A 14,743-nucleotide genomic window follows, 5' to 3' on the forward strand; every position below is an offset into this window, starting at 1 on the left:
CGCGCCCGGAGGGCGCGCTCCTGGCCGGGAGACCCGGCCGCTGAGTCTCAATCGGTGATGAAGCCGACGCGCCCGCGATAACCGCGCCCGAGCGGCGTGGCGCCGGCGACGCCGTAGAGGCGGTTGATCTGGCCGAGGAGGACGGCCTGGCCGTCGGTGGCGTCGACGAAGCCGTCGTCGGGGCGCGAGACCTGACGCGGCTCCATCGGTTTGGTGATGTAGGGCGTCACCATGATCATCAGCTCGGTCTCCTGCCGCTGGTAGTCGCGGCTGCGGAACAGGGCGCCGAGGATCGGGAGGTTGACGAGGCCGGGCAGTCCCGCGAGCGCCGCCTTGCTCTTCTGCTGGATCAGGCCGGCGGTCATCATCGTGGCGCCCGAGGCCAGCTCGACCGTCGTCTCCGAGTTGCGGACCGTGAGGCCCGGCACGGCGGTCGTCGAGTTGCCGCTGACGAAGCTGAACGAGTTCTGCGGATCGATCTCGCTGACCTCGGTGCCGACCCGGATCGAGATCCGGTTCTCGGCCTGGACCACGGGGGTGAAGTTCAGGCTGACGCCGTACTTCTTGAAGCTGATGCCGACCACGCAGGTGGGCGAACCGCCTGCGACGAGGCTCGGCGTGCAGGACTGGCTGGAAGGAACCGGCAGCTCGCCGCCCGCGGTGAACTTCGCGGATTCGCCCGAGATCGCCGTCAGGGTCGGCTCGGCCAGGATGCGCGAGACGCCCGCCTGCTCGAACGCGCGCAGCGTCGCCGTCAGGCTCGCGCCGCCGGTGCCCTTGATGGTGCCCGAGATCAGGTTGCCGGTCGGGAACTGGCCGCCCGAGAGCGCCAGCGGCGTGGTGTTGATCAGGCTGGAGTTCGACCAGCTGCCGTTGATGTCGATGCCGAGCTGCTTGAGCACGGTGCGGGAGACCTCGGCGATGGTGACGCGCAGCATCACCTGATCCTTGCCGCGGATCGTCAGGTTGTTGATCACCGCGCCGCGGGCGCCGCCGCCGCCCGCGAGGCCCGCCCCGCTGGCGCCGCCGCCGCCGCCCGACACGCCCACGAAGGCGTTGGCGATGTCGATGGCCTGCTGGGCCTCGGCCGCCGAGTTCACGCTCCCCGACAGCAGCACCGAATCGCCGCTGGAGCGGACGTCGAAGCGTCCGCTCGGGATGCTCTGCCCGAGGAGCTGCCGCAGGATGTTGAGGTTGAGGTCGCGCGCCACGGTGACGTCGAGGGCGGTGATCTGCCGGCCTTCCGCGTCCAGGATGAAGATCGACGTGGTGCCGTTCTCCATGCCGATCACGAAGACCTTGCGGGTGGAGCGCACGACGGCGTTGGCCACCTTCGGGTTGGCGACGAACACCTCTTTGGCGTCGCGCGGCAGGTCGATGATCACCGAGCGGCCGGCCGTCAGCTCGATCTTGCGCGTCGCGGAGGATTCCGCCGTGCCGACCGTGAGGTTCGGGGCGGGGCCGAGCACCGCCCGGTCCTGTGCGGCGGCGCTGCCGCAGACGACGAGGCCGACGGCCGCGGCACGCAGGGCGGCGGCGATGGGGCGAGGCCGGGGGCTGGCCGGTGCGGGGGAGGCGGGCGATCCGACGAACATGGTGGCCATCACCGCGTCTGCTGCCGGGCGACGCCGAAGCGCACGACCGTGAGGGCTGAATTCTTCTGCTCCGGCTCCGGCTCGGTGGAGGCCGGCCGTCCGGAATCGGCGAGGCTGCGCAGCGCCAGCGAGAGCGAGCCGACCTTCTGGGCGAGGGTGATCGTCTCGGCCTGCGCCGGGGTGAGCGCGAGGGTCGCCGTCTCGCCGGTGACGACGTTGGTGCCGTTCTTCTCCTGGATGAGCTGGCCGACCGCGAGGACGCGGATATCGGTCAGGACCGTCTGGGAGACCTGCACGTCGGTGCCGGCGGTGCGCGAATTGTCCTCGTCGCGGTAGGTGCGGATCACGTCGACGCGGTCGTTGGGCAGGATGAAGCCGCCGGCCGAGTTGGTGCCGCGCGAATCGGTGACGATGGCGACCGCGCGCATGCCCTGCGGCAGGATCGCCGCCATGAAGCCGCTCTCGGGACGGACCAGCTTCTGCGGCCGTACCGGCTCGCCGGTGAGGAAGGGCGTGCGGACGGTGGCGCCCACCGTGTCCTCGAGCGCCTTGGGATTGTTCCGGCGGGTGACGTAGCCCGGCGTCACGGCGTCCTCGGGCCATCTCTGCCAGCGCAGGTCGGCCGCCTGGAGGACCTGACCCATCGGCAACTCGGCTGCGGCGACCAGCACCTCGGCGGTCGGCGGCGGGGGCGTGTCCACCTTGATGACGGTCGGCGGCGGCGGCGGATCGCCACCGCTCATCAGAAGCGCCGCGCCACCGCCCGTGACGAGCGCTATGGCGAGGACGGCGAGGCGTGCTGGTTGCATGTCAGCCCACGGGAGCAACGACGGCGGATCGCCCGCCGTCCCCGTCAATCTGGGCCGTATTCGTGTAATTAAGGTTAAGCGGACGTGACCAAATCGATTCCGGGAGGCGCCTGCCGGGTCTTCGTCAGCCGGCCAGGACGCGCGTCCAGACCGCGGTCTCGGGCAGGACGACGAGAGCTGCGGCGGCGAGCGCGATCCCGTACGGAATACCAGTCTTCGCGTCGTGAAGATGGAGCGCGAAGGGCAGCCGGGCCAGGGTGCCGGGCAGGGGGTGCGAGCGCGCCGCCAGGATCGCGAGGGTGAGGCCGCCGCCGAGGATCGAGGCGACCAGCAGGTAATCGAGGAGTCCGTCGAAGCCGAGCCAGAGCGCGGTGGCGGCCGCGAGCTTGGCGTCGCCGCCGCCGATGACGCCGAAGGCGAAGAGCGTGAAGGTGGCGGTCAGCACGACGGCGGCGGCGCCGAGATGCAGTCCGAGCTCCTCCCACGACATCAGCCCCGTGCAGGCGAGGGCGGCGAAGGCGGCGATCAGGGCGAGCGAGATCCGATTGGGGATCAGCATCGTCAAGAGGTCGCTGGCGGCGGCGTAGGCCATCAGGAACGGGAAGACGATCAGCAGACCGAGCATTGCCACGGCTTTGCACTCCGGCCGCGGGCGGTCCGCTTCGTTAGGCGGCGCGCCGGGGCCCTGGGGGTTCGTGCCTCGGGAGATTGTCGTGCGATCGCTCGGGCGTCCGATGGACCCCGCGCGGTCCGGGCGTGGAGAACGCGACGAGGCCGATCCCACCCTCGAGCGGGACCGGCCGCGACCCGCGAACCGGGCGTGAGCCGTCCCGAAGGATGCGGCTCCGTGCGTCGCGTGTACGGCGACGCGCTCCCGAGTCCCCCGCTCCGGCCCCGGAGCCACTCCCCGCGAGGAGGGCCGGAGCGCAAGCGATCCCGTGAGACGCGCCGCGAGCGACGTCTTAGTTCAGCTGCGACGAGATCGAGTTGAACTTCGCGTTCAGCTGGGTGCCGATGATCTTCAGGGTGCCGATGATGACGACGGCGATCAGGGCGGCGATCATGCCGTACTCGATCGCGGTAGCGCCGGACTCGTCAGCAGCGAACTTGTTGAACACGGTCTTCATGGCATGAATCCTTGGATGGAGCGTCTAGCGAGGGGACCGTCGAAGATCTTCGTCTCGATCGGCGGCAAGGAGGAGATTGCCTCTTCGCCACTTGCAATTCGGTTAAACTGGCCGCTGAAACACGACGATGTGTGCAGGACAGCAGATGTGGTGAAGAAACCGTAGCGTAGCGGGCGCGCATTCGAGCAATCGCGCGGCGCGTGCCGGTTTAGCGCTTCCTTCACCAATCGGCGGTCTAATGTTCCCGAAGCGAGCGGGGTCGACGATCCCGCCGCCGAGATCCCAGCAGCGTTGCCGAGCTACAGCCCGATGCGCCGTCCCACGTTCCGCTCCGCCGTCGGCGCCGGCCTCGCCGCAGCCCTCGCCCTGACCTCCGCGGCCCTGGCCGTCGAGGAGACGCTGCCGGTGGTGACGGTGGCCGTCGACAACGCCAAGGTGATGCGGCTGCCCGAGAAGACGCAGACCGTCATCGTCGGCAATCCGATCATCGCCGACGTCACGCTGCAGAAGAACGGCGTCCTCGTGCTGACGGGAAAGAGCTTCGGCTCGACGAACCTGATCGCCCTCGACGCGTCCGGGGCGATGCTGGCCGAGACGGTGATCCGCGTGGACGCCGCGCAGGCCTCCGTAATCACCGTGCAGCGCGGGCCGGTCGACCGGAACTCGTATTCGTGCACGCCCGTCTGCCAGCCCTCGGTCCAGCTCGGGGATGCCGCCGAGTATTTCGGCGCGGTCAGCGGGCAGGCGGATGCGCGCAGGAAGCTCGCCACCGGGTCCGGCGATCGCTGATCGCGGCGCCCCGCGGCCGCTTTGGGCATCCGGTCCGCCGGACCGGATGCCCGTGAGCTATCGGGCTCAGATGCTCTGGTTGTAGGCGCCGACCTGCGGGTTCTCGCGCAGCACGGCGTCGAGCGCCTTGAACATGCCCTGGAGCCGATCCTCCGAGACCGGGCTCTCGACCACGACGACCAGCTCGGGCTTGTTCGAGGACGCCCGCACGAGGCCCCAGGTCCCGTCCTCGGCGGTGATGCGCACGCCGTTGACGGTCACCAGATCCACGATCGTCTGCCCGGCGAGCGCCTCGCCCGATTCCTTGATGGCCTGGAGCCGGGCGGTGACGCGCTCGACGACGCCGTACTTCTCCTCGTCGTCGCAATGGGGCGACATCGTCGGCGAGCCCCAGGTCTTGGGCAGGGCCCGGTAGAGGTCCGCCATCGACTGGCCGGGGTTGCGGTCGAGCATTTCCAGCACCGCGATGGCGGTGAGCAGGCCGTCGTCGTAGCCGCGCCCGATCGGCGTGTTGAAGAAGAAGTGCCCGGACTTCTCGAAGCCCGCGAGCGCTCCGAGCTCGTTCACCCGACGCTTGATGTAGGAATGGCCGGTCTTCCAGTAGTCGGTCTTCACGCCGACGGCCTTCAGGGCCGGATCGGTGGCGTAGAGGCCGGTGGACTTCACGTCGACCACGAAGGTCGCGCCGTTGTATTGCTGGCCGAGATCCCGGGCGAGCATGACGCCGATCTTGTCGGCGAAGATCTCCGCGCCCTCGTTGTCGACCACGCCGCAGCGGTCGCCGTCGCCGTCGAAGCCGAGGCCCACATCGGCACCGGTCTCCTTCACCGCATGCGCGATGGCGTGCAGCATCTCCATGTCTTCGGGGTTCGGGTTGTAGCGCGGGAAGGTGTAGTCCGGCTCGACGTCGAGCGGGATCACCTCGACGCCGAGCGCCTCCAGAAGCTTGGGCGCGAAGGCGCCGGCGGTGCCGTTGCCGCAGGCCGCGACGACCTTCATCTTGCGGGTGAGCGGCTTGGCGCGGGCGACGAGGTCGTCGAGATAGGTCTGGGCGAAGTTCTCGACGAAGGTGTAGCTGCCGCCCTCGCGGGTCTTGTAGGCGCCGGCGAGGACGATCTCCTTCAGGCGGCCCATCTCCTCGGGTCCGAAGGTCATCGGGCGGTTGGCGCCCATCTTCACGCCGGTCCAGCCGTTGTCGTTGTGCGAGGCCGTGACCATCGCGACGCACGGGCAGTCGAGGGCGAACTGGCCGAAATAGGCCATCGGCGAGAGGGCGAGGCCGATATCCTGGACCCGCAAGCCACCCGCCTGCATGCCGGCGATGAGGGCGATCTTGATCGCCGAGGAGTAGCTGCGGAAATCGTGGCCGGTGACGATGTCGGGGCGCACGCCGAGCTCGTGCACCAGCGTGGCGATGCCGAGGCCGAGGGCCTGCACGCCCATCAGGTTGAGCTCGCCGGGGTAAAGCCAGCGGGCATCGTACTCGCGGAAGCCCGTTGGTCTCACCAACGGCGCCTGCTCATACCCGAAGGTGTTGGGCACGAGACCGGATTGCGGCTTGGGAAACATCAGGATCCTTCCGGGAGACGGGGCTCGGACATTCGATGCTCGGGCTTAGCCCAAGGCGGTGGCGCTGGCCAAGCCGTCCCCGCCCGCGGGGAGGGCCGACCGCCCGATTGGAGGCGCGTTCCCGAGGCCCACGCGGCCCGGGGCGCAGTCAGGCCTTGCGGGCCACGGTGAAGCGCGCGGCCTCCCGCAGGGTCTGGGCCCGGTCGCCCCAGCGCGCCACGGCGGCGTCGCAGACGCCCACGAGCCGCTCGCACTCGGCGCGGGCGCCGTCGAGGCCGAGGCGGTCGACGAGCGTCGCCTTGCCGGCATCCTTGTCCTTGCCGGTGGCCTTGCCCATCGCTTCGGGCGAGGCCTCGCGGTCGAGGATGTCGTCCGCGATCTGGAACGCCTGTCCGAGCGCGAGGCCGTAGCGCAACAGGACGTTCCTTGCATCGGCATCCGCGCCGCCGACGATCGCGCCGGCCTCGACCGAAAAGGCCAGGATGGCGCCGGTCTTCATGGCCTGCATCCGCAGGGTGTCGTCGACGTCGAGGGAGACGGCGCCGAATCGCCCCTCCGCGGTCAGGTCGAGGAGCTGGCCGCCGACCATGCCGCCGAGCCCCGAGGCCTTGGCGAGGCCGAGGACGAGATCGGCCCGCACGCGCGGATCCGGCTGCCATTGCGGATCGGCGGTGATCTCGAAGGCCAGGGTCTGCAGCGCGTCGCCGACCAGGATCGCCGTGGCTTCGTCGTAGGCCTTATGCACCGTAGGCTTGCCGCGGCGCAGGTCGTCGTTGTCCATCGCCGGCATGTCGTCGTGGACGAGCGAGTAGCAATGGACCAGCTCCACCCCCGCGCCGGCCGCCAGGGCGCCGGCCTCCGCCCCGCCGAGCATGCGCGCGGTCTCGATCGCCAGGAACGGGCGCAGGCGCTTGCCGCCGCCGAGCACGGCGTGGCGCATCGCCTCCATCAGCCGGGGAGGGCGGGCGATCTCGCCGGGGCGCACCTCGCCGTCGAGAAGGTCAACGAGGAAGCGCTCGACCTGATCCGCCACGGTGCCGAGCTTGTGGGTAAAGTCAGTGTCCGTGCCGCCGTTCTTGACCGAAACGGCCGAGGCCTGCGTTGAGGGGGACGAGGTCATGGTCACGAGGCCTTGGCAAGGATGAGACGCGTCGCGGTGGGGGCGGAGGATATCAGAGCGGAGCCGCGCCCGGACGCGGAGATTGCGCAGGAGCGCCAGCTCCGCGCCGCGCTGCCGCGCGCGTCCGCGCCGAGGCCGCGCCGGCTGCGGCGGTTCGTCGGGCTGATCCTGCTCGTCCCGGCCATAGGGCTCGTCCTCGCGCTGACGCTGGCGCTCGTCTATAGCGCGGTGACGCCGCCCTCAACCCTGATGCTCGGGCGCTGGCTGACCCTGCAACCGGTGGCACGGGACGCCGTGCCGCTCTCCGAGATCGCCCCCGGCCTCGTCCAGGCCGTGATGGCCTCCGAGGATCAGCGCTTCTGCCTGCATCGCGGCGTCGATCTCGACGCGCTGCGGGACGTGGTCGACGACGAGGACGGGCCCAGCCGTGGCGCCTCCACCATCGCGATGCAGACGGTCAAGAACGTGTTCCTGTGGCCGGGGCGCTCCTATCTCCGCAAGGCCCTCGAGATTCCCCTGGCGATGACGATGGACGCCCTCTGGGGCAAGCGCCGGATGATGGAGATCTACCTCAACGTCGCCGAGTGGGGAGACGGGATCTACGGGGCGCAGGCCGCCGCCCGGCACTGGTTCCGCAAGGATGCCCGCGACCTCAGCCGCCCGGAGGCGGCCCTTCTCGCCGCCGCCCTGCCGAACCCGATCCTGCGCAGCGCCGGCCATCCGTCGCGGGCCATGCGGAGCATCGCGGCGCGGATCCAGTCGCGGATGGGCCAGGTCGACGGCCTGATGGGCTGCCTGAAGCGCTGAGCCGATCGGCGCCGGCAGGCCCGAAAATCCTGCTTCGGCCCCGTCGATCGGGCCGCGAAATGCTGTAGGAGGGGCGCGCAGAGGGAGCCGCCGCGCGATGTCCGACACGGGTACCACCGCCGAAATCACGCTGGAGCGGATCGCGCTGATCCGGCGCCTCGTGGTTGCCTGGAGCCCGCTGGGCGTGGGGGCGCCGATGATCCACCCGGACGCCCCCTACGGCAGCACGGACTGGGCCGACGACATTGCCAACGTCACCGGCGACGACGAGGGCGCGGCCGACGAGCATCGGGCCGTCGGTGCGGCGCTCGCCGCGTTCGTCCGGCACGCCGTCCTGAAGCCCGGCCGCTACAGCTATCACAACCCCCTCGTGAAGCTCGATCACGGCACCGTCACGGACGTGTTCCGGGACGAGAACGGCACCGCCCCCGAGCAGGTGACCTTCGACGTCACCGCCGATCATCTTGCGTTGATCCCGCACTTGGCGATCCGCTGGGACCCCGAGCGTGCGGTGCCCTTCGTCGACCCGCAGGCGCCCTACGGACCTGGGGACCTCGACGCCGCGATGGCCCGCCATCTCGGGCAGACTGGTGCCGAAGACCTGCGCCGCCTGCACCACGCCATGCAGCCGGCGCTCCAGATCTTCCTGCGCTACGCGGACATCGCGCCGGGCGCCTACGCCTGATCCGGTCCGGAGACAGAGCATGCGAGCGTCCGACGATCCCGCCTCGACCGGTTGGGCCGAGATCCCGGATGTGGGCTTCATCGCCCATGTCGGGCCGGTCTACCGGCGCGCGGACGGCGCCTACGCCTTCCGGGCGGCGGAGAAGCACGCCAACCTGATCCGGGTGGTGCATGGCGGCATGCTGATGAGCTTCGCCGACCGTGCCCTCGGCGAGACAGCGATGGCGGCGGCCGACGGGGCCAATTGCGTCACCATCCAGATGGAGATGCAGTTCATCGACACGGCGCGGATCGGCGACTGGATCGAGGCCCGGCCCGAGGTGCTGAAACGGACCGGCTCCCTGGTCTTCCTGCGCTGCGACCTGCAGGCGGAGGGGCGCCGCGTCGGTGCCGCCACGGGCGTGTGGAAGATCCTGCGCCGCCGACCGGATGCCGCGGGCGCCTGAACGCGCTATCTTCCCGCCATGCCCGACGCACCCGCCCCCGAGGATCCGACTCTCAGCCGCCTCGGCGCGGCCCTGGCCGGCCTGCCCAAGCGCGGGCCGGCGCCGGTGCACTCGTGGGACCCGCCCTATTGCGGCGCCATCGACATCCGGATCGCCGCCGACGGCACGTGGCACCACAACGGCAGCCCGATCCGCCGCGACAAGCTCGTGCGCCTGTTCGCCTCGATCCTCCGCCGCGAGCCGGACGGCGCGATCCGTCTCGTCACCCCGGTCGAGAGCGTCGGGATCACCGTCGACGACGCGCCGTTCCTCGCCGTCGAGATGGCGGTGGACGGCAGCGGGGATGGGCGGCGCATCAGCTTTCGCACCAATGTCGACGACCTCGTCGCGGTCGGTCCCGATCACGCGCTCCGCTTCGAGGCCGCGGAGGACGGCCTGAAACCCTACCTCCATGTCCGCGGCGGCCTCTGGGCGCTGGTGACGCGGTCGCTCGCCTACGACCTCGTGGCCCTGGCCGAGGAGCGCACCATCGACGGCCGCTCCTGGCTCGGCATCGCGGCGGGGGGCCAGTTCCATCCGATCGCCCCGGCCGACGCCGCGTGAGCCCGGACGACGAGATCGCCGGGTTCCTCGATCGCTGCGCCGCCCGCCTCTCGGTGACGCCGCCCGGACCGGACGATCCGACCTCCAATCCGAGCGGCGACCACAGCCTCGATCCGGACGGGAGCGCGGTGGTGCCGCCCCCGCCGCATCGGCGCGCCGCCGTGCTGGTCCCGGTGGTTCCGCGCCGTGCGGGCCTCGCTCTGATCCTGACGCAGCGCGCGGCGCATCTGCGCGACCATTCGGGACAGATCGCGCTGCCCGGCGGCAAGATCGATCCCGCCGACGAGACCCCCCGGGACGCCGCGCTCCGCGAGGCGCAGGAGGAGATCGGGCTCGCGCCCGAGCACGTAAGGATGCTCGGCTATCTCGATCCCTACCTCTCGGCGACCGGGTTCCTGGTGTCGCCGGTGATCGGCCTCGTCGAGCCGCGGGCCCGCCTGATGCCCAATCCCGCCGAGGTGGCCGATATCTTCGAAGTGCCGCTGGGCTTCCTGATGGACCGCGCGCGCTACCAGCTCCGCTCCCGCGAGTGGCAGGGCCGGATGCGCTATTTCTACGCGCTGAGTTTCGGGGAGCGCCTGATCTGGGGCGTCACCGCCGGCATCCTGCACAATCTCGGCGAGCGTCTCGGCGCTCCGGACTGGTCCGGTGCCGCCACACCCGGGCGCCACGATCTGCTATAACGGACGCCCCAGCTCAGCGAAGGGACCATGCTGCGCCGCATCCTCGAAGAGTTCGGCCTCTTCCTCATCCCGTTCGCCGTCTTCCTGACCTACCTTCTCCTCACCGGCCGGAACCCGCTCCGTCGGGCCCATTGGGATCCGCAGGCCTTCCGCCTGGTGCTCGCCGGACTCCTCGTGGTGATCGCCTCGCTGCTCTACAGCGGGCTGTTCTCGGAGCGCAGCACGCACGGCTACGTGCCCGCGCATATGGAGAACGGCCGGCTCGTCCCCGGAGACTTCCGGTGAGCGCCGGGCATCCGCTCGACCGGCAGGGGCTCGGGCGGCTGCTGGCACGGCCCGGCCTGCGCCGGGCCCTCCACGCCCTCGCGGGGCCGGGTGCCGAGACGCGCCTAGTCGGCGGCTGCGTGCGCGACGCTCTCCTCGGGCGCGCGGCGGCCGACATCGACCTCGCCACCACGCTCCTGCCCAAGGCGGTGATGGAGCGGGCCGCGTCCGCAGGCCTGAAGGCGATCCCCACCGGCGTCGAGCACGGCACCGTCACGCTGCTCGCGGATGGCGAACCGATCGAGGTGACGACGCTGCGGGAGGATGTCGAGACCGACGGGCGCCACGCGGTGGTCCGGTTCGGCGGCGACTTCGCCCGGGATGCCGAGCGGCGCGACTTCACCGTCAACGCCCTCTCGCTCGATCCCAGCGGGACCCTGTACGACACCACGGGCGGCGTCGCCGACCTGGAGGCGGGACGCGTGCGCTTTATCGGCGATGCCGCGACCCGGATCCGCGAGGACGCGCTGCGCATCCTGCGCTTCTTCCGCTTCCACGCCCGCTTCGGCGTGGGCGCGCCGGACCCGCAGGCGCTCGCCGCCTGCATCGCCGCGCGGGCCGACCTCGACCGCCTCTCGCGCGAGCGCGTCAGGGCCGAGTTCCTGAAGCTGCTGGCGGCGCCCCGCGCGGTGCCGATGGTCGAAATCCTCGGCGAGAGCGGGATCCTCCCGCGCATCACCGGGGGCGTCGCCGAGGCCGGTCGGCTCGCGCGGAGCCTCGCGAGCCCCGATCCCGCCCCGCTGGCCGCGCTTTCCGTCGCGACGCGGGAGGACGCCGCGCGGCTCGGCGCGCGGCTGCGGCTGTCGCGGGCCGAGCTGGCCGCGCTCGACGTCTATGCCCGCGCCCTCGCCGCCGCCCGCACCCGGGCCGAACTCACCCCGGGCGCCGTCCGCGCGCTGGTGGCCGAGCACGGCTTCGCGGCGACGGCTTCCGTGCTGGGGGCGCTAGCCGGCGAGCCGCGGCCGGACGTCTCCGATGCGGCCCGCGCCGCCCTCGAGGATCTGCGCGCCGCACCCCAGCCCGTGCTGCCGGTGACCGGCGCCGACCTGGTGGCGGCGGGGCTCGTACCGGGGCCGGGCATCGGGCGCGCGCTCGCGGCCGCCCGAACCCGCTGGCTCGCCCTCGGCTGCCCGGAGGGCGAGGCGGTGCGGGAGGCGCTGATCGCGACCGCTCTCGACACGAAAAGGCCCGCCGCCGGCGGGCCCTGAGGCCGGCTCGCGACGGGCCCGGTCGGGTCCCGCGATCGGAGGCGATCAGAGACGCAGCAGCGCCTTCGTCTCTTCGAGCTGGACGATCTGCGCGTTCAGATCCTGCCGCTTCTGCTGGTCCTCGGTCGCGTCGTGGGCGAGCCGCGCCATCTCGATGTCGCGGTCGATCGAGGCCGGCGTCAGCTCCTCGATGGGAGCGGCGCGCTCGGCGAGCACGGTGCAGGCGGTCGGGCCGATATCGGCGAACCCGCCGCGTACGTAGATGCGCTTGCCGTTGCCCTGGCTCTCCGTGACGACGATGACGCCGACGCGGAGGGTGGTCAGAACCGGGGCGTGGCCCGGCAGCACCGTCATCTCGCCCTCGGAGCCCGGCAGCTGCACCGACTCGACCTCGCCGGAATACAGCGTCCGCTCGGGGCCGACAAAATCGAAGTGGAAGGTGGCCATGTGGTCGGTCCGGATCCGGGGCGTGCTCCCCTCCCCACCGCGGGGAAGGGTCGGAGGTCAGTGCGGGGCGGAGCGCGCGTCGCCCCGCCCGTGTCCCGTCCCCGCTGGAGGGACGGCGAGGCCTCAGGCGGCCTTGAGCTTCTTGGCCTTCTCCTGGGCCTCCTCGATGGTGCCGACCATGTAGAAGGCGGCCTCGGGCAGGTCGTCGTACTTGCCCTCGACGAGGCCCTTGAAGCCCTTGATGGTGTCTTCCAGCGGCACCTGCACGCCCTTCGAGCCGGTGAACACCTCGGCCACCGAGAAGGGCTGCGAGAAGAAGCGCTCGATCTTGCGGGCGCGGGCGACGGTGAGCTTGTCCTCCTCGGAGAGCTCGTCCATGCCCAGGATCGCGATGATGTCCTGAAGCGCCTTGTAGCGCTGCAGGGTCTGCTGGACGCGGCGGGCCACGTCGTAATGCTCCTCGCCGAGGATCGTCGGCGAGAGCATGCGCGAGGTGGAGTCGAGCGGGTCGACCGCCGGGTAGATGCCCTTCTCGGCGATCGAGCGCGACAGCACGGTCGTGGCGTCGAGGTGGGCGAACGAGGCGGCGGGCGCCGGGTCGGTCAGGTCGTCGGCCGGCACGTAGATCGCCTGGACCGAGGTGATCGAGCCCTTGGTGGTGGTGGTGATGCGCTCCTGCAGCGCACCCATGTCGGTGGCGAGCGTCGGCTGGTAGCCCACGGCGCTCGGGATGCGGCCCAGAAGCGCCGACACCTCGGACCCGGCCTGGGTGAAGCGGAAGATGTTGTCCACGAAGAACAGCACGTCCTGGCCCTCGTCGCGGAACTGCTCCGCGATGGTCAGGCCGGTGAGGGCGACGCGCGAGCGGGCGCCGGGGGACTCGTTCATCTGACCGTAGACGAGCGCGCACTTGGAGCCCTCGGCCGAGCCGTTGTGCTCCTTCGGGTCCATGTTGACCTTGGACTCGATCATCTCGTGGTAGAGATCGTTGCCCTCGCGGGTGCGCTCGCCGACGCCGGCGAAGACCGAGTAGCCGGAGTGCACCTTGGCGATGTTGTTGATCAGCTCCATGATCAGCACGGTCTTGCCGACGCCGGCGCCGCCGAACAGGCCGATCTTGCCGCCCTTGGCGTAGGGGGCGAGCAGGTCCACCACCTTGATGCCCGTCACGAGGATCTGCGCCTCGGTCGACTGGTCGGCGTAGGAGGGGGCCGGCTGGTGGATGGCGCGGTACGTGTCGGCCACGACCGGACCGGCCTCGTCGATCGGCTCGCCGATGACGTTCATGATGCGGCCGAGGGTGTTCATGCCGACCGGAACCTTGATCGGCTCGCCGGTGTCGGTGCACTCCTGACCGCGGACGAGACCCTCGGAGGTGTCCATCGCGATGCAGCGCACGGTGCTCTCGCCGAGCTGCTGGGCCACTTCGAGGACGAGGCGGTTGCCGTTGTTCTTGGTCTCGAGGGCGTTCAGGATCTCCGGCAGGTGGCCGTCGAACTGCACGTCGACCACGGGGCCGATGACCTGGGTGATCTTGCCGACCTTGTTGGAGCCGGTGCCGGGGAGCGCGGTGCTGGCCATGATTGCCTACCCTTCAGATGCTGTGCGGACGGAGCGCGCGTCGCGCGCTCGATATGGTCGGGTCAGAGCGCTTCCGCGCCCGAGATGATCTCGATGAGTTCCTTGGTGATCATGGCCTGACGCGTGCGGTTGTAGATCAGCGTCTGCTTCTTGATCATCTCGCCGGCGTTGCGCGTGGCGGAATCCATGGCGCTCATGCGGGCGCCCTGCTCGGAGGCCGCGTTCTCGAGGAGCGCGCGGAAGACCTGCACGGTCAGGTTCTTCGGCAGCAGCGTCTCGAGGATGGTCTCCTCGTTGGGCTCGAACTCCAGGGCGGCGTCGGAGCCCGCGGCCTTGCCCTCGCTCTGCGGCAGCTCGGCGGGGATGAGCTTCTGCGCTGTCGGGATCTGCGAGATCACCGAGCGGAACTCGGAGAAGAACAGGGTCGCCACGTCGAACTCGCCGGCCTCGAAGCGGGTGAGGATCTTGTCGGCGATCTCGGCGGCGAACTCGTAATCCACCGGCTTGTTGCCGCGGATGTCCTGCGACTCGATGATGTTGTCGCGGAACTGGCGCCGCAGCAGGTCGGCGCCCTTCTTGCCCACCGTCATGATCTTGACGGTCTTGCCCTCGGCCATCAGCCGGAGCGCGTGGTCCCGGGCGAGGCGTCCAATCGACGAGTTGAACGCGCCGGCAAGGCCGCGGTCGCCGGTGCAGACCACCAGAAGGTGGACCCGGTCGGCCCCGGTGCCGGAGAGCAGCTTGGGGCCTCCGACGCCGTCCACGAGGCTGCCCGCGAGGTTGCCGAGGACGGCCGCCATCTTCTCGGCATAGGGCCGGCCGCTCTCGGCGGCCATCTGGGCGCGCCGGAGCTTGGCGGCGGCGACCATCTGCATGGCCTTGGTGATCTTCTGCGTCGCCTTCACCGAGGTGATGCGGTTACGCAGGTCCTTCAAACTCGGCATCGAAGCG

At 70.7% G+C, this 14,743-nt stretch carries 17 protein-coding genes; 8 read left to right on the forward strand and 9 right to left on the reverse strand.

Going from position 1 to position 14,743, the window contains the following annotated elements; all coding sequences use genetic code 11:
* Nucleotides 1–47: 47 nt before the first annotated feature.
* The 4 genes from ACS5RC_RS18890 to ACS5RC_RS18905 all read right to left on the reverse strand — a co-directional run bounded on the left by ACS5RC_RS18890 (nucleotide 48) and on the right by ACS5RC_RS18905 (nucleotide 3,531).
* Nucleotides 48–1,595: a type II and III secretion system protein family protein gene (locus tag ACS5RC_RS18890; RefSeq protein ID WP_478345689.1), complete on the reverse strand. Its 1,548-nt coding sequence runs from the start codon at nucleotides 1,593–1,595 to the stop codon at nucleotides 48–50.
* Nucleotides 1,596–1,603: 8 nt separating this feature from the next.
* Nucleotides 1,604–2,404 carry a Flp pilus assembly protein CpaB gene (cpaB, locus tag ACS5RC_RS18895; protein WP_478345446.1) on the reverse strand — a complete coding sequence of 267 codons (801 nt, stop codon included), beginning with the start codon at nucleotides 2,402–2,404 and terminating at the stop codon, nucleotides 1,604–1,606.
* 124 nt (nucleotides 2,405–2,528) lie between these two features.
* Nucleotides 2,529–3,029 carry an A24 family peptidase gene (locus tag ACS5RC_RS18900; RefSeq protein WP_478345690.1) on the reverse strand — a complete coding sequence of 167 codons (501 nt, stop codon included), beginning with the start codon at nucleotides 3,027–3,029 and terminating at the stop codon, nucleotides 2,529–2,531.
* Between the two features lie 337 nt (nucleotides 3,030–3,366).
* The gene (locus ACS5RC_RS18905) at nucleotides 3,367–3,531 is read right to left on the reverse strand and encodes a Flp family type IVb pilin (protein WP_478345447.1); all 165 of its coding nucleotides are present in this window, start codon (nucleotides 3,529–3,531) and stop codon (nucleotides 3,367–3,369) included.
* Between the two features lie 309 nt (nucleotides 3,532–3,840).
* On the opposite strand from ACS5RC_RS18905, the gene ACS5RC_RS18910 reads away from it, so the two are divergent.
* Nucleotides 3,841–4,320, forward strand: a complete 480-nt coding sequence (locus ACS5RC_RS18910; protein ID WP_478345448.1) for a pilus assembly protein N-terminal domain-containing protein — start codon at nucleotides 3,841–3,843, stop codon at nucleotides 4,318–4,320.
* Between the two features lie 66 nt (nucleotides 4,321–4,386).
* Here ACS5RC_RS18910 and ACS5RC_RS18915 read toward each other — a convergent pair whose 3' ends face one another.
* Entirely contained in the window at nucleotides 4,387–5,889 is a 1,503-nt protein-coding gene (locus ACS5RC_RS18915; RefSeq protein ID WP_478345449.1) for a phosphomannomutase/phosphoglucomutase, read from the reverse strand.
* 148 nt (nucleotides 5,890–6,037) lie between these two features.
* Nucleotides 6,038–7,009, reverse strand: a complete 972-nt coding sequence (locus ACS5RC_RS18920; protein WP_478345450.1) for a polyprenyl synthetase family protein — start codon at nucleotides 7,007–7,009, stop codon at nucleotides 6,038–6,040.
* 21 nt (nucleotides 7,010–7,030) lie between these two features.
* Between ACS5RC_RS18920 and mtgA the strand changes: the two genes are divergently transcribed.
* The 7 genes from mtgA to ACS5RC_RS18955 all read left to right on the forward strand — a co-directional run bounded on the left by mtgA (nucleotide 7,031) and on the right by ACS5RC_RS18955 (nucleotide 11,764).
* Entirely contained in the window at nucleotides 7,031–7,816 is a 786-nt protein-coding gene (gene mtgA, locus ACS5RC_RS18925) for a monofunctional biosynthetic peptidoglycan transglycosylase (protein WP_478345451.1), read from the forward strand.
* A 97-nt stretch (nucleotides 7,817–7,913) separates the two neighbouring features.
* Nucleotides 7,914–8,501: a hypothetical protein gene (locus tag ACS5RC_RS18930; protein ID WP_478345452.1), complete on the forward strand. Its 588-nt coding sequence runs from the start codon at nucleotides 7,914–7,916 to the stop codon at nucleotides 8,499–8,501.
* Nucleotides 8,502–8,520: 19 nt separating this feature from the next.
* A complete protein-coding gene (locus tag ACS5RC_RS18935) occupies nucleotides 8,521–8,946 on the forward strand; it encodes a PaaI family thioesterase (RefSeq protein WP_478345453.1) in 426 nt (141 codons plus the stop codon).
* A gap of 18 nt (nucleotides 8,947–8,964) precedes the next feature.
* Nucleotides 8,965–9,549, forward strand: a complete 585-nt coding sequence (locus ACS5RC_RS18940) for a DUF1285 domain-containing protein (RefSeq protein WP_478345454.1) — start codon at nucleotides 8,965–8,967, stop codon at nucleotides 9,547–9,549.
* Nucleotides 9,546–10,232, forward strand: a complete 687-nt coding sequence (locus ACS5RC_RS18945) for a CoA pyrophosphatase (protein ID WP_478345455.1) — start codon at nucleotides 9,546–9,548, stop codon at nucleotides 10,230–10,232. Before ACS5RC_RS18940 ends, ACS5RC_RS18945 begins: the two co-directional genes overlap by 4 nt.
* Before the next feature lie 27 nt (nucleotides 10,233–10,259).
* Complete coding sequence (locus ACS5RC_RS18950) at nucleotides 10,260–10,517, forward strand: DUF6111 family protein (RefSeq protein WP_478345456.1); 258 nt, start codon at nucleotides 10,260–10,262, stop codon at nucleotides 10,515–10,517.
* Nucleotides 10,514–11,764, forward strand: coding sequence for a CCA tRNA nucleotidyltransferase (locus tag ACS5RC_RS18955; protein ID WP_478345457.1), 1,251 nt, complete (start codon nucleotides 10,514–10,516; stop codon nucleotides 11,762–11,764). Before ACS5RC_RS18950 ends, ACS5RC_RS18955 begins: the two co-directional genes overlap by 4 nt.
* A gap of 45 nt (nucleotides 11,765–11,809) precedes the next feature.
* Here the strand turns inward: ACS5RC_RS18955 and ACS5RC_RS18960 are convergent, their stop codons facing one another.
* The 3 genes from ACS5RC_RS18960 to ACS5RC_RS18970 form a co-directional block, all read right to left on the reverse strand.
* On the reverse strand, nucleotides 11,810–12,211 hold the full coding sequence (locus ACS5RC_RS18960; RefSeq protein ID WP_478345458.1) for a F0F1 ATP synthase subunit epsilon: 402 nt from the start codon (nucleotides 12,209–12,211) through the stop codon (nucleotides 11,810–11,812).
* 123 nt (nucleotides 12,212–12,334) lie between these two features.
* Nucleotides 12,335–13,792 carry a F0F1 ATP synthase subunit beta gene (atpD, locus tag ACS5RC_RS18965; protein WP_478345459.1) on the reverse strand — a complete coding sequence of 486 codons (1,458 nt, stop codon included), beginning with the start codon at nucleotides 13,790–13,792 and terminating at the stop codon, nucleotides 12,335–12,337.
* Nucleotides 13,793–13,854: 62 nt separating this feature from the next.
* Complete coding sequence (locus ACS5RC_RS18970; RefSeq protein ID WP_478345460.1) at nucleotides 13,855–14,736, reverse strand: F0F1 ATP synthase subunit gamma; 882 nt, start codon at nucleotides 14,734–14,736, stop codon at nucleotides 13,855–13,857.
* Nucleotides 14,737–14,743: the final 7 nt, after the last annotated feature.

It is taken from the genome of Methylobacterium sp. HJ2 (assembly GCF_056431005.1).